The following is a 20,923-nucleotide window of genomic DNA, read 5'->3' on the forward strand; positions in this document are numbered from 1 at the left end:
TCCGCGGACGGGAAATGCACCGCTTTCGCGGCGCGGTTGTCCTAGCCGATGCGGCATGGAGCGGCAAGAAGTTTGCCAAAACGGCAATGTCCCGTCGGCATGGCTGTCTTCAGCAGACGACGACGCTCAACCACCTGCCCCAGTTCGACCTCGTTCAGCACTCGTCAACCATTGCGGCACAAGGCGCCGAAAACGAACCAATTCGGCCATTATCGCGGCATCGTGCCGACATAATCCCCGCCGATAAGCAGCTGGAAACCAAGGATTTGCACCCGAAATGGCTACCGCGCGGAAAATCGACTTCCTGGACGAACCGACAATGACCGCGCAGGTAATCCCGTTGCGTCGTCCGGAGGCAATTGCGCCCGCGATCAGCCAGCACGCGGGGCCGTTCGAGGTTCCGGTAGAGGAGCGCAACAATTCCAGCGTCGGCGATGTTCTCGTCACCGGGCTGCTCGTCATCTATCCGGCACTCGCCACCATCACCGCGATCGTCATCGGCCTGATGCTGTCGCGCGGCTGACCCTCGCCTATTTCGGGCGCCGCAGCGCCTTTCGTTCAGCCTCGACCTCGGCGCGGCAATAACAACCCTCGATATGGTCGTTGACCATGCCCATCGCCTGCATGAAGGCGTAGACCGTGGTCGGACCGACGAAGCTCCAGCCGCGCTTCTTCAATTCCTTCGAAATGCGTGTCGAGACCGCGGTCGTCGGATTGGCGCGCACATGGACGATGTCGACCACCGCCGGCCGCTCTTCCGGCGCCGGCTCGAACTTCCAGAACCAGGCGGCCAGCGAGCCCGCCTCGTCGGCCAATGCGCGGGCGCGCTTGGCGTTGTTGATGGTGGAAACGATCTTGCCGCGGTGGCGGACGATGCCGGCATTGCCAAGCAGCCGTTCGACATCGGCATCGGTGAAACGCGCCACGCGGTCGAAGTCGAACCCGTCGAAGGCTTCGCGGAAGGCCTCGCGCTTGCGCAGTATGGTGAGCCAGGAGAGGCCCGACTGGAAACCTTCCAGGCAGATCTTCTCGAACAGCCGGCGATCTTCGGTGACGGGACGTCCCCATTCGCGGTCGTGATAGTGCTGGTAGTCCGGCAGGTTGCCATGCCAGGCACAGCGGGTCAGGCCGTCGGCCCCTTTGATCAGGCCATTGTTGTCGCTCATCGCAAATCCGTTCGTTAACGCGCTTTCGGCCTGCTTTACCGGCGCTTTACCAGATTCCTGAACCCACCGGTAACCACACCAAAAGGTTTACTGACAAAGCAGCATTTTAAGCAGTCCGATTCACTTTTCGCTTGCCGCCTCCAGCCAACATGTCGGTCGAAGCCGGAAGGGACACCCGATTCCGGCCAAGTGTGACGATCGAGTTGAGAGTGCGTCCATGAGAAAACTGCTTTTGCCATTGTTCGGCGCCATTGGGGCGCTGGCGGCGGCCTCCAGCCCTACCCTTGCCAGCGACCGCTACGCCGAACGACCGCCGGTGATGGTCAGCCCCGATCTTTCGGCGCCATGGGTATTGCAGCTCGGCCGTGCGCCGGGCGCGGCTCGGCAGGCCCAGGCCTATGCCGTCCAGCCGTCCATGGATCAGCCGCAGGTACGCTACCGACAGGGTCAGCCGCGCGTGCAGTATCGCCAGGTTCAACCGCAGGCGCAGCCGGACCGCATGCGCACCGCCGCCGTTCCGGCGCAGGCGGCGCGCCGCGCGGTCGCCCGCCCGCAGATCAACCCGATCTACCTGCCGCAGCAGGTCGCCTATGATGGCAAGGAGAAGACCGGCACCATCATCATCGATACCAAGCAGAACTTCCTCTATCTGGTGCAGGATGGCGGCAAGGCCCGCCGCTATGGCGTTGGCACCGGCAAGCCGGGCTTCGAATGGGCCGGCACGCACAAGGTCAGCCAGAAGCGCGAATGGCCCGACTGGCGCCCGCCGACCGAGATGATCTCGCGCGAGAAAGCCAAGGGCCGCTATCTGCCCACTTTCCTCGCCGGCGGCATGGAGAACCCGCTCGGCGCCCGCGCGCTCTATCTCGGTTCGACGCTCTACCGCATCCACGGCACCAACCAGCCCTGGACGATCGGCGGCGCGGTCTCATCGGGCTGCATCCGCATGCGCAACGAAGACGTTGTCGACCTCTACGACCGGGTGAAGGTAGGCACGACGGTCGTCGTGATGTAATATTTTCGAGTTGAGTCGGCCGAGGATACGTTTTCGGCCGCAACGGAATAACGGGGGACGGGCCTTGTGGGGACATGGCCAGTCCGGAAAGGGCAGCCGGCATTGCCGCGCTGCCCTTTCTGTTGGCGCTTTCGCTGAAAGCAGCGCGCATACGGCGCAAACCCAGGAGCCAACGGCCACAATCGACTAAGGCACGACGGAATCAGCCTCCCCCCAACGGCATTCTCCTGCTATGCCGCCCGGAAAACGCAGAAACCGGAAGTTTGCCAATGTCCACCTCCGACAGCCGCTATCTGAGGGGCGGCCCCGTTGCCCAGCGCATCATCGACAGCGTGCGCGTCGCCGCTGCCGAGGCGCGCAACGAGGGTTTTCCTCCGAAGCTGGTCTCCATCACCGTCGGCGATGTCGACGCCGTCGACGTCTATGTGCGCAACCAGCGTGCCAAGGCTGGCCTCGCCGGCATCGATTTCGAGGAGCGTCGTTTTCCGGCCGATGTCACCGCCCGCGAACTCGAGGCTGCGATCCACGGCATGAATGCCGACCCGCGGGTGACCGGCATCATCATCCAGCGCCCGGTGCCGTCGCACATACCGGTCAAGGCGCTGCAGAGCGCCGTGCATCCGCTGAAAGACGTCGAAGGCATGCACCCGGCCTCGATCGGCAACATCGTCTACAACCAGCTCGACCTCGCGCCCTGTACGGCGGCCGCCTCCGTCGAATTGCTCAAGGAGACCGGTCTCGACCTCAAGGGTCTCGAAGTCGTCGTCGTCGGCCATTCCGAGATCGTCGGCAAGCCAATCGCCTTCCTGTTGATGAGCGAAGGCGCCACCGTCACCGTCTGCCACCACATGACGCGTTCGCTGGCCGTGCATGCACGACGTGCCGACGCGCTATTCGTGGCGGTCGGCAAGCCGAGGCTGATCAAGGCCGACATGGTGAAGCCTGGCGCCGCTGTCATCGACATCGGCATCAATGCCGAGACCTTGCCCGACGGCACCAGCCGCATCGTCGGCGATGTCGACACCGAAAGCGTGAAGGAAGTCGCCTCCTGGATCACCCCGGTGCCGGGCGGCGTCGGCCCGATCACGGTGGCGATCCTGTTGCGCAACACCATGGTGGCACTCAACCGGCAGCGCGAACTCTACCGCGCCTCCTATGCCGTCGGCGACCAGCCGCAGGGCCGGATCGCGGCGGAATAAGGCAGATGGCCGCTTGCGCGGCCACCGACTTCACCGCGCCAAGAAGGACACCATCAGGTCGGGCATGCCAGCCGTAAGCACGGCCGGCGGCTGATCCTTGCGCAGCTCGACATAAAGTTGCAGCGCGCTCATCAACGCGTTCGCTACCGATTGCCTGTCGTGCACCGCGACCACGGGCAAAAGGGCAGCAACAGCATCCTCATCCTGCTCGATCCTGCGAACGCCGCGCTGCGGTTTCCCCGATCTGCGGTTGAGCATGGGGCCGAGCACCTGCTCGCGGAAGAAGGCAATCAAGCCCAGCGCTTCGAACAATTCGCCGCGTTGCAGTTTCGTCGCGCCATAGTGCAGCCATACCCAGGCACGCTCCTCGAACCATTCGGGCGAGCAGTTCGGCCACACGATTGTCGCCGCGTCCAATGCCTTGGAGACCTTGTCCTCGTGCCGCGCCCATAGAATTTTCGGCCGCTCCACGAGTGCCTTGAGATCGGAGAGGACGACGAACTTCAGATCGACATGAAGCAGCTTCGGCCCGTACAGGCAGATGATCAAACGCGGCTCGCCCACATGCTCGCCGGTAAAGGCGGAAATCAGATTTCCCAGGCCAGCGGCGATGTCGCGCCGTTCGGCCATCACCTGCGGATAAAGATCGTCCCGTACCACAGGCACGAGATCGATGTCGGAATGCTCGTCCAGGCCGCCATGAACCAGCGAGCCGCCGGCAAGCAGCGCGTCGAAGCGTTGGTCCTGCTTGAGTTCACGGAGGAGGTTTTCGAGAAAGGAAGCGTGTGTTGAAGGTAGGGTGCTGGTCATATGTTTCTCCAAGCCAGCACCCCAGAATACGTCACACCAGTCCTTCCACATTGAGCCACGACTTCAACCAAGGCGGTCCACCGCTGTTCCGAAACACCTCTCTCTATTCGGAGCGATTCTGACAGCTGAACCGGGCCGCCCGCTGGAACGGCCAGTCGCTCTCCAGCGGCGAACCGGTAAAGGTCTATGTTTCACCGACCTCGATGGATCGCGGCCCAACGCCACCGGCTATCGCTAGGCTGCCTTGCCCCGACGCAGTTCAGCCGGCTTTTCGCCGCCATAGGCCCAGTCGAGCAGCTTGACCGTGTGCACCACGGGCAGTTTCGCCGCCGAACCGATCTGGGCGATGCAGCCGATATTGCCGGTGGCGACCACTTCGGCACCGGTGGCGGCGATGTTCTTCACCTTGCGTTCGAGCAACCGGGCCGAGATTTCCGGTTGCAGGATGTTGTAGGTGCCGGCCGAGCCGCAGCACAGATGCCCTTCGCGCGGCTCTTTCACGACAAAGCCGGCGCGGGTGAGCAGGTCCTTCGGCTGGCGGGTGATCTTCTGGCCGTGCTGCATCGAACAGGCGGAATGATAGGCAACCACCGTACCCGGCTTGCGCGTTGGTTCAGGCAAATCAAGCATCGCCAGATATTCGGTGACATCCTTGGCCAATGCCGAAACGCGCGCTGCCTTCTCGGCATAGGCCGGATCGAGCCTCAGCATGAAGCCGTAATCCTTGATCGTCGTGCCGCAACCGGACGCGGTGACGACGATGGCATCGAGCCCCTCGCCTTCGATCTCGCGCGTCCATGCATCGATATTCTGCCGTGCGGAGGCGAGCGCCGCCTCCTCGTGGCCCATGTGGTGGACGAGCGAGCCGCAACAGCCTTCGCCTTTGGGCGTCACCGTCTCGACGCCGAGGCGGTTGAGCAGCGAAACCGTTGCCTCGTTGATACCCGGTTCCAGCACCTGCTGCGCGCAGCCGGCCAGCAGCGCGACTCGCCCTCGCTTCTCACTCGTCGGCACTTTCCGCGCGCCTGGCCGCGCCAGCGGCGTGGGCACCGAAGCCGGTGCCAGCTTCAGCATGGCCGCCAGCGGCTTCAATGCCTTGCTGTTTTCGAACAGGCCGGCGAAGGGCCTGCCGAACTTCGCCAGCTTCAGTGCGAAACGAAACCGCGCGGGATGAGGCAGAACAAATGCCAGCATCGAGCGGATCAGCCGCTCGGCCAGCGGACGTCGGTAGGTCTTTTCGATATGGGCGCGCGCGTGATCGACCAGATGCATGTAGTTCACGCCCGACGGACAGGTCGTCATGCAGGCGAGACAGGACAGGCAGCGGTCGACGTGAGTGACGATCTCCTTGTCGGCCGGGCGCCCGTTCTCCAGCATGTCTTTGATCAGGTAGATGCGACCGCGCGGGCTGTCGAGCTCGTTGCCCAACGTCACATAGGTCGGACAGGTGGCGGTGCAGAAACCGCAATGCACGCATTTGCGCAGGATCTTTTCCGATTCCGCGACATGCGGATCGGCGAGCTGGGCGGGCGAGAAATGGGTCTGCACGTCTTTTCTTCCTCGTGTTCCTAGCCGCCCAGCAGCCAGCTTTCGGGGTTCTTGACGGCCTCGCCCCGCTGCAGCGCCTGCAGGCCGAGAACGCAGCGCGCGATGAACCACACCAGCACGACGAACATCAGCAGCACGCCGATGAAGACGAAGAACAGCACCACGGAGATCAGCCCATACAGCAGGCCGATCCAGAAGGTTCGGATCAGGAACGTGTAGTGACTTTCCACGAACCCGCCGGTCTTGCCGCGATTGATATAGGCAAGCACGACACCGACGATCATGGTGACGCCGACGACGAGGCTGGCGAGATAGAGAATGTAGATCACCTGCGCGTTGGTCTGCCCCGGCTCCAGCCAACGATCGGTCTGACGGGGTGGGCTCTGCTGCGGCTGGCTGTCGCTCATGATATAGCTCCCTCTGCTGAGGCGGATACATTAGCAGACGCTGTTGCAGGCGCCATGCGACCGGGATTGAGGATGCCCTTCGGGTCGAACTCGGCCTTCAGCCGCGCCGACAGCGCCGCGAGCGCCGGCTGCTGCGGCTGGAACACCGGCACGGCCGCGCGGATAGCGGGCGCGGCACGGACCAGCGTGGCGTGACCGCCGCCGAAATGCCTCACCGCCGCCCGCACCAGCTCGGCTTCCGCCTCGCCCATTTCCATGCTGAGCCAGATCAGGCCGCCCTGCCAGTCGTAGAACACTTCCACCGCAGATTGCATGCGCAGCGCCATCACCATGGCATGGCTGTCGGCGGGGGCCATCGACACGCGCCAGAGCGGCTTGTCGGAACCGGCGAACGGCACACAGTCGCGTATGTCGCGCCACACAAGAAGCGACGCCTCGCCGCCGATCTCCTGCAAGGGTCCGGCTTTTCTCAGCAAGGTCTTCAGCGCTTCAACGCGATAAGCGACCGACGGGCCGAAACCCTCGACACGTAGCAGCGTCGCAGCCTCGCTGCCTAAGGTACCGTCGGCGACCCGCGCGGCAATGCGTTCGGGCAGATGCGCCGCGCTGGAGACCTCGGCACTGGAGCCGAGTGCCATCGACATGGCGGCGGCGGCGTTGTCGTCCAAAAGACCGCGCACGGCCAGCGTCACCTCAGTCTCAGCGGCCGGCAACACCTTGAAAGTGACGTCGGTCAGCACCGCCAGCGTGCCCCACGAACCGGCCATCGCCTTGGAAAGATCGTAGCCGGTGACGTTCTTGACCACCCGTCCGCCGGATTTGAAGGCCTCGCCCCGCCCCGATACGGCATGGATGCCGAGTACATGGTCGCGCGCCGCGCCTGCCTTCAGCCGGCGCGGACCGGAGAGGTTGGCGGCCAGCACGCCGCCGATCGTGCCCTTGCCCGGCTCGCCGCCGAGCAATCGACCGTAGTCCATCGGCTCGAAGGCAAGCTGCTGGCCGTTTTCAGCGAGCAGATTTTCGATCTCGGCCAATGATGTGCCGGCACGGGCCGACAGAACCAGTTCGGCCGGCTCGTACAATGTGACACCAGTGAGCTTCGACAGATCGAGCGTATGTTCGGTCTGCAACGGCCGGCCGATGCCGCGCTTGGAGCCATGACCGACGATTTCCAGCGGCGCATCCTCGGCGGCAGCCCATTGCACGGAGGAAAGCACTTCGGCGGACGAGGTTGGGGCGAAGGTGGTCATGTTGCGCTATAGCCCCCTCTCTGTCGCCGCTTCGCGGCGCCACCTCTCCCCCATTGCATGGGGGAGAGGAACCCAAGCTGGAGAAGCGCCGACGTTCCGGCAGTGATTCCTCGCCCCCGCAAAGCGGGGGAGAGGTGGCACCGCGAAGCGGTGACGGAGAGGGGGAATCTTACAGTCACTTGCATTCCCTTCCCGATTGCTCTGTCCGCGCGAAAACGAACTTGAGATCGGTGGAGACAATATCTCCAATTAGCCGGCCATCCAGAACCGCGAGAATTGTTTCACAGACGGCGCCAATGTTCTTCAGCGCGTCGCCGCTCCAGAACCTGAGAACGGAATATCCGCTAGCCCGCATAAATTCATCGCGACACTTGTCGTAACCACTGTCGACATGTTGGCTGCCATCGAGCTCGATAACCAGCTTGGCCTGCCGGCAGACAAAGTCAGCATAATAAGGCCCAAGCGGCACCTGCCTGCTGAACTTGTGGCCACCAAGTTTCTTGGCCTTCAGCTCATTCCAAAGCACAGCTTCGGCCACGTTGCCGCCGTGCCGCAACCGACGTGCCCGTGCTACGTGGTTCGGGGAGCGGCGGGGCGGGATTTGTGAAGTCCCCCTCTCCGTCTCGGGCTGCGCCCGAGCCACCTCTCCCCCGCTTTGCGGGGGCGAGGAACCCACATCCTGATGGCGGGTCGTCTCCGGAGAGGTCGTCACAGCCGGTGCTCCCGCAGCTTTTCCAGAACCGCTTCACCGCGCGGCGAAAGCCTGTAGCCGATCTCGAGGCTTTCGGTCAGGCCGAGTTCCTTCAGCTTGCGCACGTCCTGCTTGAATTTCAGCTTTTCGGCGCCGGCCGCCTGGGCCAACTCGGCAGCGGGCGTGCCCGGGCCAGTGCCGATCGCCTGCAGGATCGACGGGAAATAACCAGGCTTCGTCCGATCCCAACGCTCGAACCGCGCGGCGAGGTCGTGCCACTCTTCTTCCGATACTTCAGCTTCGCCTCGCAGGGCAACGCGCTGGTCGGGTTCGATGCCGTCGAGGGCGATCCGATAAAGCATGCGATCGCCATCCGAGCGCAGATCGACCAGCAGCCCTGCGCGGTCGACAAAGCCGGCAGCCTTTGCATCGGCGTCGGTCAGATCTCTCTCAGCTACCGGCTCGACCGCGCTGATACGCACCACGCCAATCGCCGTGCGCAGACCGGTGCCGGCTTTCACCGTCGGACGTTGCCAACGGCGGAAGGCCAGCGTGATGTCGCCGCGCGCGATCCCTTCGAGGATGGATTGCTTGAACAGCACGCCTCAAAACCTCGGAATATCGGGAAAGGCCACCTGACCGCGATGGACATGCATGCGCCCAAGCTCGGCGCAGCGGCGCAATTGCGGAAACACCTTGCCGGGGTTGAGCAAATGGTTCGGGTCGAAGGCGCATTTCACCCGCATCTGCTGGTCGAGATCGGCCTCGTTGAACATCTCCGGCATCAGGTCGCGTTTTTCGACACCGACGCCATGCTCCCCGGTCAGGACGCCACCCACCTTGACGCAGAGCCGCAATATGTCGGCGCCAAACGCTTCGGCCTTGTGCAACTCGCCTTCCTTGTTGGCGTCATAAAGGATCAGCGGGTGCAGATTGCCGTCGCCGGCATGGAAGACGTTGGCGACGCGCAGGCCATAGGTTTCGGAGAGATCGCGCATGCCGGCCAGCACCCGCGGCAATTCCTTGCGCGGAATGGTGCCGTCCATGCAGTAATAGTCCGGCGAGATGCGCCCCACCGCCGGGAAAGCCGCCTTGCGGCCGGCCCAGAAGCGCAGGCGCTCTTCTTCCGAAGTCGAAATGCGGCAGGTGGTGGAGCCGTTTTGAATGGCGATCGCCTCGACCGCGCCGATCAGGTGATCGACCTCCACCGCCGGTCCGTCGAGTTCGACAATCAGCAGCGCCTCGCATTCCAGCGGGTAGCCAGCCTGGACGAAATCTTCAGCCGCGTGGATCGCCGGGCGGTCCATCATCTCCATGCCGCCCGGAATGATGCCGGCGCCGATAATGTCGGCCACACACTGGCCGCCCTGTTCGCTGGTCGGGAAGCCGATCAGCAGGGCACGCGCAGTCTCCGGCTTCTTCAGGATGCGCACCGTCACTTCGGTGACGACGCCAAGCAGCCCCTCCGAGCCGGTCATCAGGCCAAGCAGATCGTAGCCTTCCGCGTCGAGATGCTTGCCGCCGAGGCGCACCACCTCGCCGTTCATCAGCACCATTTCGATGCCCAGCACATTGTTGGCGGTCAGCCCGTATTTCAGGCAGTGCACGCCGCCGGAATTCTCCGCGACATTGCCGCCGATCGAGCAGGCGATCTGCGAGGACGGGTCCGGCGCGTAGTAGAAGCCCTCCTGCTCCACCGCATGGGTGATGCCGAGATTGGTTACGCCCGGCTGCGCGGTCACCGTGCGGTTGGGATAGTCGATGCCGAGGATGCGATTGAAGCGGCTCATGACCAGCAAAACCGCGTCTTCCAGCGGCAGCGCGCCGCCCGACAGCGAAGTGCCGGCACCGCGCGGCACGACGCGGATGTTGCGCTCGTTGCAATATTTGAGCACCCGCGAAACCTGCGCCACCGTTTCCGGCAAAACCACGACCAGCGGCAATTGGCGATAGGCGGTCAGCCCGTCGCTTTCGAAGGCCCGCATCTCGTTGACGGCTTCGACGACGCCCTCGCCCGGCACGATCGCCTTGAGGTCGGCGATGATCGTAACGCGTCGGCCAAGCGTCGCCTCGTCCGGTTTGGGCATGGCCAGGGTGGACAAAGCGCGCTCCTTTCGCTCACTGGTAAAAGCTTTTTACCAATTCGACCGGCTGCTTGCAAATCATGCTTTGGGTCAAGGCAAGTGCCGTCGAGCCGACAGCGTTCCGCGCGGCAATCTGACGCTGGCAGAAAGGACCGGAATCGAGACGCACTATTCGCCGGCGTGGCTCGCCGGCTCGCCATGCAGGCGCTGCACGCGACGCACGCCCCACCACACCAGAAGGATCGCGACCGGCACCGAGGCGGCGGTGACCACCTCGGGCGCGAAGGCGTGACCGAAGAAGGATGCACCCTTGGCGAGATAGCCGATCAGCCCGACGACATAGTAAGAGACGGCCGCCACCGACAGGCCTTCCACGGTCTGCTGCAGGCGCAGTTGCAGCCGGGCGCGGTTGTTCATTGAGGCGAGCAAGTCGCGGTTCTGCCTTTCCACCTCGACATCGACCCAGGTGCGCAGAAGCGTGGTGGCGCGTGTGAGCTTGCGCGACAGATTGGCCTGGCGTTCCTCGACCGAGCGGCAGGTGCGCATGGCCGGCGCAACGCGGCGCTGCAGGAACCCGCCCCAGGTGTCGTAACCGGGCACCACTTCCTCGTCGAGCGCTTCGAGCCGCTCGCCCACGATGCCGTCATAGGCGCGGCTGGCGCCGAAGCGGTAGAGGCTGGAGGCCGCGTCGGCTTCCAGTTCCGCCGCCAGTTCGGTGAGGTCCGCCAACAGGGTCTGGCTGTCCCGCGTTTCGGAAACCTTCATCTCGCGCGTGATGATTGCCAGCCGGTCCTCGATGCGACGCACGCGCGCCGACAGCGACAACGCCAAAGGCAGGCCGAGCATGGCCAGCGTCCTGTAGGTTTCAATGTCGAGCAGGCGCTGCGACAAAGCACCGGTGCTGGCCGGGGTCAGCGCGCGGTTGAGCACAAGGATGCGGGTCAACCCGTCGCCGTCCTGGCGGAAGTCGGTGACGATGGCAGCCGCGCCGCGTTCGACCAGCGAGAAGCACAGGCTGGCCGGATCGAATTCATCGACCAGCTTTTCGTTGGCCGCGGTCCAGTTGCGGATTTCCAGCCGGATGCCGGAAATCACCGTGCCGGGCGGCGAAAAGCCGTTACCGAAGGGCGTGTCCTCATGCGAGCGGCCGGTCTCGTCGAGCGGACCTTCCCACAGATAGGTCGAGAACTCGGTGTGCCGTTCCCAGCGCAGCGAACCCTTGCCCCATTTCATGGCATGGTGGCGCGCCTGGCTGCCGGGCGCCGCGATGCCCAGACGGCGCGACAATTCCGAAAGCACGGCGTGGTCGACGCTGGTGCCACCCTCGGTCATGAAGGAGAGCTGCAGGAGAACGCGCGGTGTTTCGACCAGCGGGTGCGGGCGGGCGTGAACCTCGCCGAGTGCGCTGGGACGGCCTTCATGCGCGGGAAACCCCAGGACGCTGCCGATGGCGCGCGGCCTGAATTCGAGATTGGACGGATCGTCCGACACGGCAGTCCCCCAGGGTCAGGACCCTATCTTTCATGGTGCTCTAGGGGCAATCGCGGCCTTAGGCAACGAAAAGTGCCAGGGCGAGCGGACGGCGCCGCCACGGCAAGCGTTTGCGTGAATGCCATAAATTGGCTAGATTAATTGACCAGTTGGCTTGAATGCTCCTATTCTGCGCGGCAAAGGCTTTTTCTCGGGCATTTCCTTGAGCGACATCTTCTCCCGGATCGATCATTCGCGCACCGCCGACGAAGTGGTGGGGCAGATCGAGGCCTTGATCCTGGAAGGCGTGCTGCGCCCGGGCGACCGGTTGCCGGGAGAGCGTGACCTCGCGCGGCAGTTCGAAGTGTCGCGGCCGATCCTGCGCGATGCGTTGAAAGCGCTGGAGATGCGGGGCCTGCTCACCACCCGGCATGGCGGCGGCACCCATGTCGCCGACGTCATCGGCCAGGTTTTCTCCAAGCCGGTGATGGAGTTGATCTCGACGCATCGCAAGGCGGCGGCGGACTACCTCGAATACCGCCGCGAGATCGAAGGCGTCGCCGCCGAGTACGCCGCACGGCGCGCCACGCCCGACGACCTCGCGCTGCTCGATCGCATCATGGCGCGCATGGAGGAGGCGCATGGGTCCGGCGACTTCCAGCACGAAGCCGATATCGACGTCGAGTTCCACAACGCGGTCGGCGAATGCGCACACAACATCATCCTGTTGCACACGCTGCGCTCCTGTTACCGGCTGCTCTCCGACGGTGTTTTCCAGAACCGGCTGCTGGTGTTCACCCTGCCCGGCGCCCGCGAGGATCTGCTTGCCCAGCACCGCGCCATCCATGCGGCCGTGAAAGCCGGCGACCCCGCCGCCGCGCGCAAGGCGGCGATGGACCACATCACCTATGTCGAGCGCGCCATGGCGCAGGCCGAACGCAGCGGCGATTGGCAACGCGTGTCGCGGCTCAGATTGAAACAGCGCGCCGGCGAGCAGGAGACCGCCCGCAGGCGCGGCCAGAACGAGACGGGCGCGGCAACGCGCGAAAGCGGAAAGACGACCCCATGAGCATGCTTCTCACCATCGACGACCTCAAGCAGCAGGCGCGGCGGCGCGTGCCGAAGATGTTCTTCGATTATGCCGATTCAGGCTCGTGGACGGAGAGCACCTACCGAGCCAACGAGGAGGATTTCGGCAAGATCAAACTGCGCCAGCGTGTGCTGGTCGACATGGACAACCGCTCGCTCGCCTCGACCATGATCGGTGAGGCTGTGTCGATGCCGGTGGCGTTGGCGCCGACGGGCTCGACCGGCATGCAGCATGCCGACGGCGAGATGCTGGCGGCGCAGGCGGCGGAAGAATTCGGCGTGCCGTTCACGCTGTCGACCATGAGCATCTGCTCGATCGAGGATGTCGCCTCGGTGACGAAGAAGCCGTTCTGGTTCCAGCTCTATGTCATGCGCGACAAGGATTTCGTGCTCAATCTGATCGACCGCGCCAAGGCGGCGAAATGTTCGGCGCTGGTTCTGACGCTCGACCTGCAGATCCTCGCCCAGCGCCACAAGGATCTGCGCAACGGTCTGTCGGCGCCGCCCAAGATGACGCTGCCCAACATAATCGACATGGCGATCCGGCCAGGCTGGTGCCTGGGCATGCTGCGCACCAAGCGCCGCACCTTCCGCAACATCGCCGGCCACGCCAAGGGCGTCGGCGACCTCTCCTCGCTGATATCGTGGACCCACGAGCAGTTCGATCCGCGCCTGTCCTGGGCCGACGTCGAATGGATCAGGCAGCGTTGGGGCGGCAAGCTGATCCTGAAAGGCATCCTCGACAAGGAAGATGCCATCCTCGCCGCCAAGACCGGCGCCGACGCCATCATCGTTTCCAACCATGGCGGCCGGCAGCTCGATGGCGCCCCATCCTCCATCTCCGTCCTGGAAAAGATCGTCGATGCCGTCGGCGACCAGATCGAGGTGCATATGGATGGCGGCATCCGCTCGGGTCAGGATGTGCTGAAGGCGCTCTGCCTCGGCGCCAAGGGCACCTATATCGGCAGGCCGTTCCTCTACGGGTTGGGCGCCGCCGGCAAGGCGGGCGTGACCCAGGCTCTTGAAATCATCCGCAAGGAGCTGGATATGACGCTGGCGCTTTGCGGCAAGCGCGATATCAAGGATGCCAGCAGGGACATGCTTCACCGCTAAGCTCGCCATTCCAGACACCCACTCGATTTGAAAGCATCTCCTTTTTTGACCGAAGGCATTCATTTCCTCGACGCCCGCGCACCGGACGGCATGCGCCTCTACGCCATCGGCGACGTGCACGGGCGGCTTGACCTGCTCACCGCCATGCACGAACGCATCGCAGCCGAACTCGAGCGCGACCGGCCCGCCGACTGGCGCATCGTCCATCTCGGCGACTATGTCGACCGCGGCCCGGATTCGAAGGGTGTGATCGATTTCCTGATCGCCGCGCAGCAGCGCGACCCGCGCATGATCGCACTTGCCGGCAACCACGACATCGGTTTCCTCGATTTTCTTGCCATGCCCGACGCGGAAGGCTTGTTCGCGCGTTATGGCGGCCGCGAGACTGCGCTGTCCTATGGCGTCGCCATCGACTTCAGCGACCCGGCCTCGGTCGAGCAAGGCTGGAAAGATCTGGTCCGTGCCGTGTCGCCCGAACAGAGGCGGTTCCTGCACGAACTACCTTATTCGGCCTCATTCGGCGATTTCTTCTTCTGCCATGCCGGCGTAAGGCCGGGCATCGCGTTGGAACGACAGGCCCATGACGATCTGATCTGGATCCGCACCGCCTTCCACAATCATCCGGGGCTCTACGAAAAGATCATCGTGCACGGCCATACACCGCAGCCGGAAGCCGAGCTGATGCCCAACCGCGTCAATGTCGATACCGGCGCCTGGCAGACGGGCATTCTGACGGCGCTCGTCGTCGACGGCGTAGAAAAACGGGTCCTGACCGCGACGGGATAAGGTTAGCGCCGCGCCCGGCTTAGTTTGTCGAAGACATGGTCCTTGCCCCTGGCCACAGCCGTCTCAAGATCGTCGCCGAGGCCGAGGCGGGCGGCGATCGCGCTGGCCAGCATGCAGCCGGTGCCACGCATCTGGACATCGAGGCGTGGCGCCTCGAACGGCAAGGGCTGCCGGCCAATGCGGACCAGCAGATCGGCCGAGCGATCGCCATCGGCATGGCCGCCCTTGACCAATAAGGCAGGTCCGCCGGCCTCCGCCAGTTCCCGGGCGTGATGGATGATCTCGCCTTCATTCGTCGTCAGTGAAACGCCACTCAGCAAGGCGAGTTCCGGCAGATTGGGCGTCACGAGACTGCACAGCGGCATCAGCTTGCGCTTGAGACAAGCGACCGCATCGGCCGCCAGCAAGGCGCGTCCCGAACTCGATGCCAGCACCGGATCGAGCACCACGGGCAATGGCGGCCGGCTGGCAAGCACGGAGGCGACCGCATTTATGGCATCGACGGTGCCCAGCATGCCGATCTTGACCGCGACGATCGCATTGGCGGCGAAAGCCGCCCGCATCTGCGCGGCGATGAGATCGGGCGGCATCTGTTCCACCCGCTCGACGGCGTGATGCGTCTGCACGGTCACCGCCGTCACCGCGAGACAGGAACGCAGGCCGAAAGCCGAGACGGTCTCGACATCGCGGGCGATGCCGGCACCGCCGCTCGAATCCGAACCGGCGACGATCAGCACATGCTTCTCGACACTCATCGCCATCGCGCCGTCGCCGCAAGCCATTCGCGCGTGCGCGCCTCGGGGTCGGCGTTCAGCGTGATATCGGTCACCACCGCCGCGCTGTCGGCGCCTTGCGCAAAGACGCCGTCGATACGCGCGACGTTCAGCCCGCCAATGGCAACCAGCGGCAACCTGCCCGCGCGGCGCTTCCATTCCGCGATGCGATCAAGCCCCTGCGGCGCCCATTTCATCGCCTTCAGGATGGTCGGATAGACCGGCCCCAGCGCGACATAGTCCGGCTCGGCGGCGAGTGCCGTTTCCAGCTCGTCATGGTCATGGGTGCTGAGGCCCAGCTTCAGCCCGGCGCGGCGGATCGCAGCAACATCCGCGTCCGCCAGATCTTCCTGGCCGAGGTGAATGAAGTCGCAGCCCTCGTCGATGGCAAGCCGCCAGTGGTCGTTGACGATGAGCTGGCAATCGTGGCGTTCGCAGACGGCCCTGGCGGCGCGGATTTCGCCGCGCAGCGACGGCTCGGTTCCTTCCTTGACGCGCAGCTGAACCAGCTTCACGCCGAGCGGCACCAGCCGCTCAATCCAGGTGGCGGAGGGAACGATGAGGTAGAACGGGTCGAGTTTCATGAGAAGACCGCCATGCCGATAACGGGAGTGGATGGAACCGCCATATCGCGCGGTTCGAGCAGGCCAGCGAGTAATGCCTCGCGTCCTGCCTCGACGGCTTTGGCGAAGGCTCTTGCCATGGCAACCGGGTCGCCAGCCTTGGCCACCGCCGTGTTGAGCAGCACCGCGTCGTAGCCGAGCTCCATCACCGCTGCAGCGTGGGAAGGACGACCGATGCCGGCATCGACGATCAAGGGAACATCGGGAAAATGCCCGCGCAGCGAACGCAAGGTGTCAATATTCTGCGGGCCACGCGCCGAGCCGATCGGCGCGCACCACGGCATCAGCAATTTGCAGCCGGCCTCCAGCAGGCGCTCGGCGACGACAAGGTCATCGGTGGTGTAAGGGAACACCTCGAAACCTTCCTGAACCAGGATACGCGCCGCTTCGACCAGGCCGAACACATCCGGCTGCAGCGTGTCGTGATTGCCGATGATTTCGAGTTTGATCCAGCTGGTGCCGAACACGTCGCGCGCCATCCGCGCGGTGGTGATGGCTTCCTTGACGGAGTGGCAGCCGGCGGTGTTGGGCAAGACGCGGGCGCCGAGCGCCTGGATCAGCTCCCAGAATTGCCCGCCCGACTTGCCGCCCGCCGCTTCGCGCCGCAACGACACGGTGACCACCTGCGTGCCTGACGCCTTGACCGCCCCGGCCATGATCGACGGCGACGGATAAAGCGCGGTACCGAGCAGCAGGCGGGACGAGACTTCCGCGTCATAGAGTTTCAACATGGTCAGCCTCCCTTCATCGGTGACAGGATTTCGATGCGGTCGCCCTCGGCGAGCCGGCAACCGGAGCGCTCCCTGGCAGGTACTACCTCGCCATTGAGCGCGGTGGCGAGCCAGCCACCCTCATAGTCGAGTTCGGCAAGCAGCCCCGCGAGCGTGACGGCGGTAACCTCGTGGGTCTCGCCATTAACGGTGAGCTTCATGGACGAGCTCCCTTGCTGTCGGATTGTCCAGGATCACGTCGGCGGCTTGCTTGGCCATCGCCGGCGCCAGCAGGAAGCCGTGGCGGTAGAGCCCGTTGATGCTCACGCGGTTTCCGTCGCGGCTGACACGCGGCAGATTATCGGCGAAGGCCGGACGCACGCCCGCGCCGGCCTCGACCAACTCTGCCTCGCCAAAGGCCGGATGCAGCGCATAGGCGGCGCCCAGCAATTCCATGGTCGAGCGCGCGCTGACGGGCCCGTCGGCGGCGCTCTCGACCATCGTTGCGCCGACCATGAACATGTGATCCGCACGCGGAACCACATAAACCGGAAAGCGTGGATGCAGCAGCCGCACCGGGCGCGCCAACGCAACGTCGCGCGTGCGCAGCAAAAGCATCTCGCCACGCACGCCGCGCAGACCAGACGCGGATGAGCCCATGCCCGTACAATCCGCCTCGAAATCGAAGGCGCCGGGCGCTAGCACCGCGCCGTAGCCGAACTCGAAGCGTACGCCCATGCCGACCAGTTTTCCGGTTAGCGCCACCAGGGCCTTGCGCGGATCGAGATGGGCTTCGCCGGCGAAGAGCAGTCCGCGCCGAAACCGACCGGCGAGATCGGGTTCGAGCGCGGCGATCGCATCCCCATCGACGACGGAGAAGCCGCTGGTGCGCTGCACGAAACGATCGAGTTCCACCGTGTCCCGCGCAGGCGCCACCACCAGCGTGCCGGTGCGCACGACATGGCCGGGCAGCGCGGCATCCCACCAGTCGGCCGCGCCCTTCCCCAATGTCAGCACCGGCTCCTCGGCGCTTTCGCGCTCGCACCACGGCGCCAGCATGCCGCCGGCCTGCCAGGAGGCGCTGCCGGCAATGGCCCGGCGCCGTTCGACCACGATCACGCTGGCGCCGCGTAACGCCAGTTCATGCGCCAGCGTCAACCCGGCGACGCCGGCGCCGCGGACCAGCACTTTCATGGCCGGTTCGCCGGTTCCGTTTCGGCGACCTCGGCCTGATCGAGAGGCATGTAAAGCTCGCCGCCAATACGGAATTTTTCCGCCATGGCCGCCAGGCCTTCCTTTTGTGCCTCAGCGCGGATGTCGTGCGAGATGCGCATCGAGCAGAATTTCGGCCCGCACATGGAGCAGAAATGCGCCACCTTGTGCGCCTCCTTGGGCAAGGTCTCGTCGTGGAAGGCGCGCGCGGTGTCGGGGTCCAGCGACAGGTTGAACTGGTCCTCCCAGCGGAACTCGAAACGTGCCCGCGATAGCGCGTCGTCCCTCACCTTGGCCGCCGGATGGCCCTTGGCGAGATCGGCGGCGTGCGCGGCGATCTTGTAGGTGATGACGCCGATCTTGACGTCGTTGCGGTCTGGCAGGCCGAGATGTTCCTTGGGCGTGACGTAGCAGAGCATGGCCGTGCCAAACCAGCCGATCATGGCGGCGCCGATGCCGCTGGTGATGTGGTCGTAGCCCGGCGCGATGTCGGTGGTGAGTGGCCCAAGCGTGTAGAACGGCGCCTCGCCGCAGACTGCGAGCTGCTTGTCCATATTGGCCTTGATCTTGTGCATCGGCACATGGCCGGGCCCTTCGATCATCACCTGGCAGTCCTTCGCCCAGGCGATTTTCGTCAGCTCGCCCAGCGTCTCCAGCTCGGCGAATTGCGCGGCATCGTTGGCATCGGCGATCGAGCCCGGGCGCAGACCGTCGCCCAGCGAGAACGACACGTCGTAGGCGCGGCAGATGTCGCAGATCTCCTCGAAATGCTCGTAGAGGAAGCTTTCCCGGTGATGGTAGAGGCACCATTTGGCCATGATCGAGCCGCCACGGCTGACGATGCCGGTGACGCGATCGACGGTGAGCGGGATGTAGGGCAGCCGCACGCCGGCGTGGATGGTGAAATAGTCGACGCCCTGCTCGGCCTGTTCGACCAGCGTGTCGCGGAACACCTCCCAGGACAGGTCCTCGGCGACGCCGCCGACCTTCTCCAGCGCCTGGTAAAGCGGCACCGTGCCGATCGGCACCGGCGCGTTGCGGATGATCCAGTCGCGGATGTTGTGGATGTTGCGGCCGGTCGACAGGTCCATGACCGTATCGGCGCCCCAGCGGATCGCCCAGACCATCTTTTCCACCTCCTCGGCCATGGACGAGGTGACGGCGGAGTTGCCGATGTTGGCGTTGATCTTGACCAGGAAATTGCGGCCGATGATCATCGGCTCGCTCTCGGGGTGATTGATGTTGGCGGGGATGATGGCGCGGCCGAGCGCCACTTCGTCGCGCACGAATTCCGGCGTGACATAGTCCGGAATCGCCGCGCCGAAACTTTCGCCGTCGCGTTCCAACCTGACGCGCAGCGCCTCGCGGCCGAGATTTTCGCGGATGGCGACGAACTCCATTTCCGGCGTGACGATGCCGGCGCGGGCATAGGCAAGCTGGGTGACGGCGCGTCCCGCTTTCGCTCTAAGTGGCTGGTTTCGCACCGGAAACTCCGGCGTCAGCCGATCGCCGGAGACGAAGCCGTTGTCTTCCGGCCTGATCAGCCGGCCCTCGTAACGCTCGACATCGCCGCGCGCCTCAACCCATTCCTGGCGCAGCCTGGACAGGCCGCGCTCGATGCTCGTTTCGACGCCGGCATCGGTGTAGGGACCGGAGGAATCATAGACGGTGACCGGCGGTTCGCCGGCACTCGGATGCACGGAAATCTCGCGCATCGGCACACGCAGACCGGTGTGAAGCGTGCCCGGTTTGTAGATTTTGCGCGACGCCGGCAACGCGCCGACGGTGACTTTCGGGGTGTGGATATTCATGAGTGAGCCTCCTTGCTCGAATGCAACGGAGACCCAGTCCATGCGATGAGGAGGAAGTGATGCTTCGCTGAAGGGAGTTCGGGCATCTGCCCGACCGCCAAAGCCGAAAAACGCCGGCCCGCGAAGCTTCCCACCGTCCCTACGCCAGTATGAACTGGATCAGGTTCAACGGGTCACTGCGCGTTCAGCAGTATCTCAGCCCCTTGTCGGGACCCCCCTGGTGAGCCTCAAGGGTGAACGACAAGCCGCATGATTGTCAACAGGGATGTGGAAAGGCGACGGCAAGCGCGCCGAGAGTCAAATAACTTCGTGGTGCAGGATCAATAGCTTACGGAAAAACGGGTGCCAGACGCCGCGAAACGAATTCACAAGGGTCCGTTCGCGCGCATTTTAAGGCCTTTCCCGTTCAAACGACCGGCTTTTCAGCACGTTTCGCGTTCTGCGTTTTGGCACCGGCCATCGTCCTAGAACCTGACATTCAAATCGGCCCTGACGCCATGGTCGCGGGCGTTGGCGGCGAGCTGGCCCTGGTAGGAGATGCCGAGTGTGGTGGTCGGTGTCAGCGCGACGTCGAAGCCCGCCTCGAGTGCTGCGCTTTCGCGTGCGATCGGCGCGCCGGCGATGGTGAAGGCATTGCTGCCGGCGAAGGCCTGGGTGACATTGGGCGTGACATCGCCGAAACCATGGCGCCAGCCGATCATGCCGCGCGCCGTCGCCTTGACCGCGCCGAGGTCGAAGTCGGTAGATGCCCGTAGGCCAAAGGTGGTGAAGGTGATGGCGTTGGAGCTGCTGCGGACCGTCAGCGCCGCCGCCCCGCCTTTCTCACTGAAAGCATTGGTGTGGACATTGACGTAAGCCAGGTTGGCGAAGGGCTCGAAGGCAACAGCGCCTGCCTTCATGCCATAACCGAGCTCGCCGAAGAGCTGCGTGGTGCCGGCGCGATGGCTGGAAGACAGCGCGTCGGTGAAACCGGGGAAAGACACGGATCGACCGCTGTCGATGTCGCTCCAGGTATAAGCAAGGCCGGAGCGCAAGGCGAGCGCACCCCATTGCGTGCCGCCATAGGCGCCGAGATGATAGTTGTCGCTGGAAGCAGATGATCGTCTGTCATCGACTTTGAACGAAGAATGGCTGTAGCCGGCAAGGAACCCCAGCCGCCAATCGTC

The 20,923-nt window shown here is 64.4% G+C and carries 23 protein-coding genes and 1 riboswitch; of the genes, 7 read left to right on the forward strand and 16 right to left on the reverse strand.

Features of this window, described 5'->3' with window-relative positions; translation table 11 throughout:
* Positions 1 to 14 precede the first annotated feature (14 nt).
* Complete coding sequence (locus AB4136_RS05155; RefSeq protein WP_137901740.1) at positions 15 to 323, forward strand: hypothetical protein; 309 nt, start codon at positions 15 to 17, stop codon at positions 321 to 323.
* On the forward strand, positions 320 to 523 hold the full coding sequence (locus AB4136_RS05160) for a hypothetical protein (protein ID WP_051504790.1): 204 nt from the start codon (positions 320 to 322) through the stop codon (positions 521 to 523). The genes AB4136_RS05155 and AB4136_RS05160 overlap by 4 nt, the downstream gene beginning before the upstream one ends.
* 7 nt (positions 524 to 530) lie before the next feature.
* Here the strand turns inward: AB4136_RS05160 and AB4136_RS05165 are convergent, their stop codons facing one another.
* The gene (locus tag AB4136_RS05165; protein WP_024924650.1) at positions 531 to 1,166 is read right to left on the reverse strand and encodes a DNA-3-methyladenine glycosylase I; all 636 of its coding nucleotides are present in this window, start codon (positions 1,164 to 1,166) and stop codon (positions 531 to 533) included.
* A 217-nt stretch (positions 1,167 to 1,383) separates the two neighbouring features.
* On the opposite strand from AB4136_RS05165, the gene AB4136_RS05170 reads away from it, so the two are divergent.
* Positions 1,384 to 2,181 (forward strand): L,D-transpeptidase, encoded by a 798-nt coding sequence (locus AB4136_RS05170; RefSeq protein WP_024924649.1) that lies wholly within the window; start codon positions 1,384 to 1,386, stop codon positions 2,179 to 2,181.
* 269 nt (positions 2,182 to 2,450) lie between these two features.
* Positions 2,451 to 3,380 (forward strand): bifunctional 5,10-methylenetetrahydrofolate dehydrogenase/5,10-methenyltetrahydrofolate cyclohydrolase, encoded by a 930-nt coding sequence (locus AB4136_RS05175; RefSeq protein WP_024924648.1) that lies wholly within the window; start codon positions 2,451 to 2,453, stop codon positions 3,378 to 3,380.
* Between the two features lie 30 nt (positions 3,381 to 3,410).
* On the opposite strand, the gene AB4136_RS05180 is transcribed toward AB4136_RS05175, so the two are convergent.
* The 8 genes from AB4136_RS05180 to AB4136_RS05215 form a co-directional block, all read right to left on the reverse strand.
* Positions 3,411 to 4,190 carry a hypothetical protein gene (locus AB4136_RS05180; RefSeq protein ID WP_024924647.1) on the reverse strand — a complete coding sequence of 260 codons (780 nt, stop codon included), beginning with the start codon at positions 4,188 to 4,190 and terminating at the stop codon, positions 3,411 to 3,413.
* A gap of 234 nt (positions 4,191 to 4,424) precedes the next feature.
* A complete protein-coding gene (gene glcF, locus AB4136_RS05185; RefSeq protein WP_024924646.1) occupies positions 4,425 to 5,738 on the reverse strand; it encodes a glycolate oxidase subunit GlcF in 1,314 nt (437 codons plus the stop codon).
* Between the two features lie 20 nt (positions 5,739 to 5,758).
* A complete protein-coding gene (locus AB4136_RS05190; protein WP_024924645.1) occupies positions 5,759 to 6,145 on the reverse strand; it encodes a DUF4870 family protein in 387 nt (128 codons plus the stop codon).
* Positions 6,142 to 7,395 carry a glycolate oxidase subunit GlcE gene (gene glcE, locus AB4136_RS05195; RefSeq protein ID WP_024924644.1) on the reverse strand — a complete coding sequence of 418 codons (1,254 nt, stop codon included), beginning with the start codon at positions 7,393 to 7,395 and terminating at the stop codon, positions 6,142 to 6,144. Before glcE ends, AB4136_RS05190 begins: the two co-directional genes overlap by 4 nt.
* A gap of 175 nt (positions 7,396 to 7,570) precedes the next feature.
* Entirely contained in the window at positions 7,571 to 8,038 is a 468-nt protein-coding gene (locus tag AB4136_RS05200) for an endonuclease domain-containing protein (RefSeq protein WP_024924643.1), read from the reverse strand.
* A 65-nt stretch (positions 8,039 to 8,103) separates the two neighbouring features.
* Entirely contained in the window at positions 8,104 to 8,688 is a 585-nt protein-coding gene (locus AB4136_RS05205; RefSeq protein WP_024924642.1) for a hypothetical protein, read from the reverse strand.
* A gap of 3 nt (positions 8,689 to 8,691) precedes the next feature.
* Positions 8,692 to 10,188, reverse strand: coding sequence for an FAD-linked oxidase C-terminal domain-containing protein (locus tag AB4136_RS05210; protein WP_024924641.1), 1,497 nt, complete (start codon positions 10,186 to 10,188; stop codon positions 8,692 to 8,694).
* Between the two features lie 150 nt (positions 10,189 to 10,338).
* The gene (locus tag AB4136_RS05215; RefSeq protein WP_024924640.1) at positions 10,339 to 11,661 is read right to left on the reverse strand and encodes a DUF3422 family protein; all 1,323 of its coding nucleotides are present in this window, start codon (positions 11,659 to 11,661) and stop codon (positions 10,339 to 10,341) included.
* Positions 11,662 to 11,863: 202 nt separating this feature from the next.
* On the opposite strand from AB4136_RS05215, the gene AB4136_RS05220 reads away from it, so the two are divergent.
* From AB4136_RS05220 to AB4136_RS05230, 3 genes are all read left to right on the forward strand, one after another.
* Complete coding sequence (locus AB4136_RS05220) at positions 11,864 to 12,709, forward strand: FCD domain-containing protein (protein WP_024924639.1); 846 nt, start codon at positions 11,864 to 11,866, stop codon at positions 12,707 to 12,709.
* Positions 12,706 to 13,842: an alpha-hydroxy acid oxidase gene (locus tag AB4136_RS05225; RefSeq protein ID WP_024924638.1), complete on the forward strand. Its 1,137-nt coding sequence runs from the start codon at positions 12,706 to 12,708 to the stop codon at positions 13,840 to 13,842. The genes AB4136_RS05220 and AB4136_RS05225 overlap by 4 nt, the downstream gene beginning before the upstream one ends.
* 90 nt (positions 13,843 to 13,932) lie before the next feature.
* The gene (locus AB4136_RS05230; RefSeq protein WP_051504789.1) at positions 13,933 to 14,628 is read left to right on the forward strand and encodes a metallophosphoesterase family protein; all 696 of its coding nucleotides are present in this window, start codon (positions 13,933 to 13,935) and stop codon (positions 14,626 to 14,628) included.
* A gap of 2 nt (positions 14,629 to 14,630) precedes the next feature.
* Here the strand turns inward: AB4136_RS05230 and AB4136_RS05235 are convergent, their stop codons facing one another.
* From AB4136_RS05235 to AB4136_RS05265, 7 genes are all read right to left on the reverse strand, one after another.
* Entirely contained in the window at positions 14,631 to 15,389 is a 759-nt protein-coding gene (locus AB4136_RS05235) for a hydroxymethylpyrimidine/phosphomethylpyrimidine kinase (RefSeq protein WP_024924636.1), read from the reverse strand.
* The gene (locus tag AB4136_RS05240) at positions 15,380 to 15,985 is read right to left on the reverse strand and encodes a thiamine phosphate synthase (RefSeq protein ID WP_024924635.1); all 606 of its coding nucleotides are present in this window, start codon (positions 15,983 to 15,985) and stop codon (positions 15,380 to 15,382) included. Before AB4136_RS05240 ends, AB4136_RS05235 begins: the two co-directional genes overlap by 10 nt.
* Positions 15,982 to 16,755, reverse strand: a complete 774-nt coding sequence (locus AB4136_RS05245) for a thiazole synthase (protein ID WP_024924634.1) — start codon at positions 16,753 to 16,755, stop codon at positions 15,982 to 15,984. The genes AB4136_RS05240 and AB4136_RS05245 overlap by 4 nt, the downstream gene beginning before the upstream one ends.
* 2 nt (positions 16,756 to 16,757) lie before the next feature.
* Positions 16,758 to 16,955 carry a sulfur carrier protein ThiS gene (gene thiS, locus AB4136_RS05250; protein ID WP_024924633.1) on the reverse strand — a complete coding sequence of 66 codons (198 nt, stop codon included), beginning with the start codon at positions 16,953 to 16,955 and terminating at the stop codon, positions 16,758 to 16,760.
* Entirely contained in the window at positions 16,939 to 17,928 is a 990-nt protein-coding gene (gene thiO, locus AB4136_RS05255; protein ID WP_024924632.1) for a glycine oxidase ThiO, read from the reverse strand. Before thiO ends, thiS begins: the two co-directional genes overlap by 17 nt.
* Positions 17,925 to 19,757 carry a phosphomethylpyrimidine synthase ThiC gene (gene thiC, locus AB4136_RS05260; protein WP_024924631.1) on the reverse strand — a complete coding sequence of 611 codons (1,833 nt, stop codon included), beginning with the start codon at positions 19,755 to 19,757 and terminating at the stop codon, positions 17,925 to 17,927. Before thiC ends, thiO begins: the two co-directional genes overlap by 4 nt.
* A gap of 118 nt (positions 19,758 to 19,875) precedes the next feature.
* Positions 19,876 to 19,986: riboswitch (TPP riboswitch) on the reverse strand.
* Between the two features lie 235 nt (positions 19,987 to 20,221).
* The coding region (locus AB4136_RS05265) for an autotransporter outer membrane beta-barrel domain-containing protein (protein ID WP_441930400.1) at positions 20,222 to 20,923 on the reverse strand (702 nt) is incomplete at its 5' end.

The sequence above is a fragment of the Mesorhizobium sp. 2RAF21 genome (assembly GCF_052115345.1).
Lineage (GTDB): Bacteria > Pseudomonadota > Alphaproteobacteria > Rhizobiales > Rhizobiaceae > Mesorhizobium > Mesorhizobium terrae.

Excerpts from the sequence above, each read along its gene's own strand:
- AB4136_RS05155 (WP_137901740.1), top strand. The coding sequence starts at position 15 with ATGCACCGCTTTCGCGGCGCGGTTGTCCTAGCCGATGCGGCATGGAGC.
- AB4136_RS05160 (WP_051504790.1), top strand. The coding sequence starts at position 320 with ATGACCGCGCAGGTAATCCCGTTGCGTCGTCCGGAGGCAATTGCGCCC.
- AB4136_RS05165 (WP_024924650.1), bottom strand. The coding sequence starts at position 1,166 with ATGAGCGACAACAATGGCCTGATCAAAGGGGCCGACGGCCTGACCCGC.
- AB4136_RS05170 (WP_024924649.1), top strand. The coding sequence starts at position 1,384 with ATGAGAAAACTGCTTTTGCCATTGTTCGGCGCCATTGGGGCGCTGGCG.
- AB4136_RS05175 (WP_024924648.1), top strand. The coding sequence starts at position 2,451 with ATGTCCACCTCCGACAGCCGCTATCTGAGGGGCGGCCCCGTTGCCCAG.
- AB4136_RS05180 (WP_024924647.1), bottom strand. The coding sequence starts at position 4,190 with ATGACCAGCACCCTACCTTCAACACACGCTTCCTTTCTCGAAAACCTC.
- AB4136_RS05190 (WP_024924645.1), bottom strand. The coding sequence starts at position 6,145 with ATGAGCGACAGCCAGCCGCAGCAGAGCCCACCCCGTCAGACCGATCGT.
- glcE (WP_024924644.1), bottom strand. The coding sequence starts at position 7,395 with ATGACCACCTTCGCCCCAACCTCGTCCGCCGAAGTGCTTTCCTCCGTG.
- AB4136_RS05225 (WP_024924638.1), top strand. The coding sequence starts at position 12,706 with ATGAGCATGCTTCTCACCATCGACGACCTCAAGCAGCAGGCGCGGCGG.
- AB4136_RS05230 (WP_051504789.1), top strand. The coding sequence starts at position 13,933 with ATGCGCCTCTACGCCATCGGCGACGTGCACGGGCGGCTTGACCTGCTC.
- AB4136_RS05235 (WP_024924636.1), bottom strand. The coding sequence starts at position 15,389 with ATGGCGATGAGTGTCGAGAAGCATGTGCTGATCGTCGCCGGTTCGGAT.
- AB4136_RS05240 (WP_024924635.1), bottom strand. The coding sequence starts at position 15,985 with ATGAAACTCGACCCGTTCTACCTCATCGTTCCCTCCGCCACCTGGATT.
- AB4136_RS05245 (WP_024924634.1), bottom strand. The coding sequence starts at position 16,755 with ATGTTGAAACTCTATGACGCGGAAGTCTCGTCCCGCCTGCTGCTCGGT.
- thiS (WP_024924633.1), bottom strand. The coding sequence starts at position 16,955 with ATGAAGCTCACCGTTAATGGCGAGACCCACGAGGTTACCGCCGTCACG.
- thiO (WP_024924632.1), bottom strand. The coding sequence starts at position 17,928 with ATGAAAGTGCTGGTCCGCGGCGCCGGCGTCGCCGGGTTGACGCTGGCG.
- thiC (WP_024924631.1), bottom strand. The coding sequence starts at position 19,757 with ATGAATATCCACACCCCGAAAGTCACCGTCGGCGCGTTGCCGGCGTCG.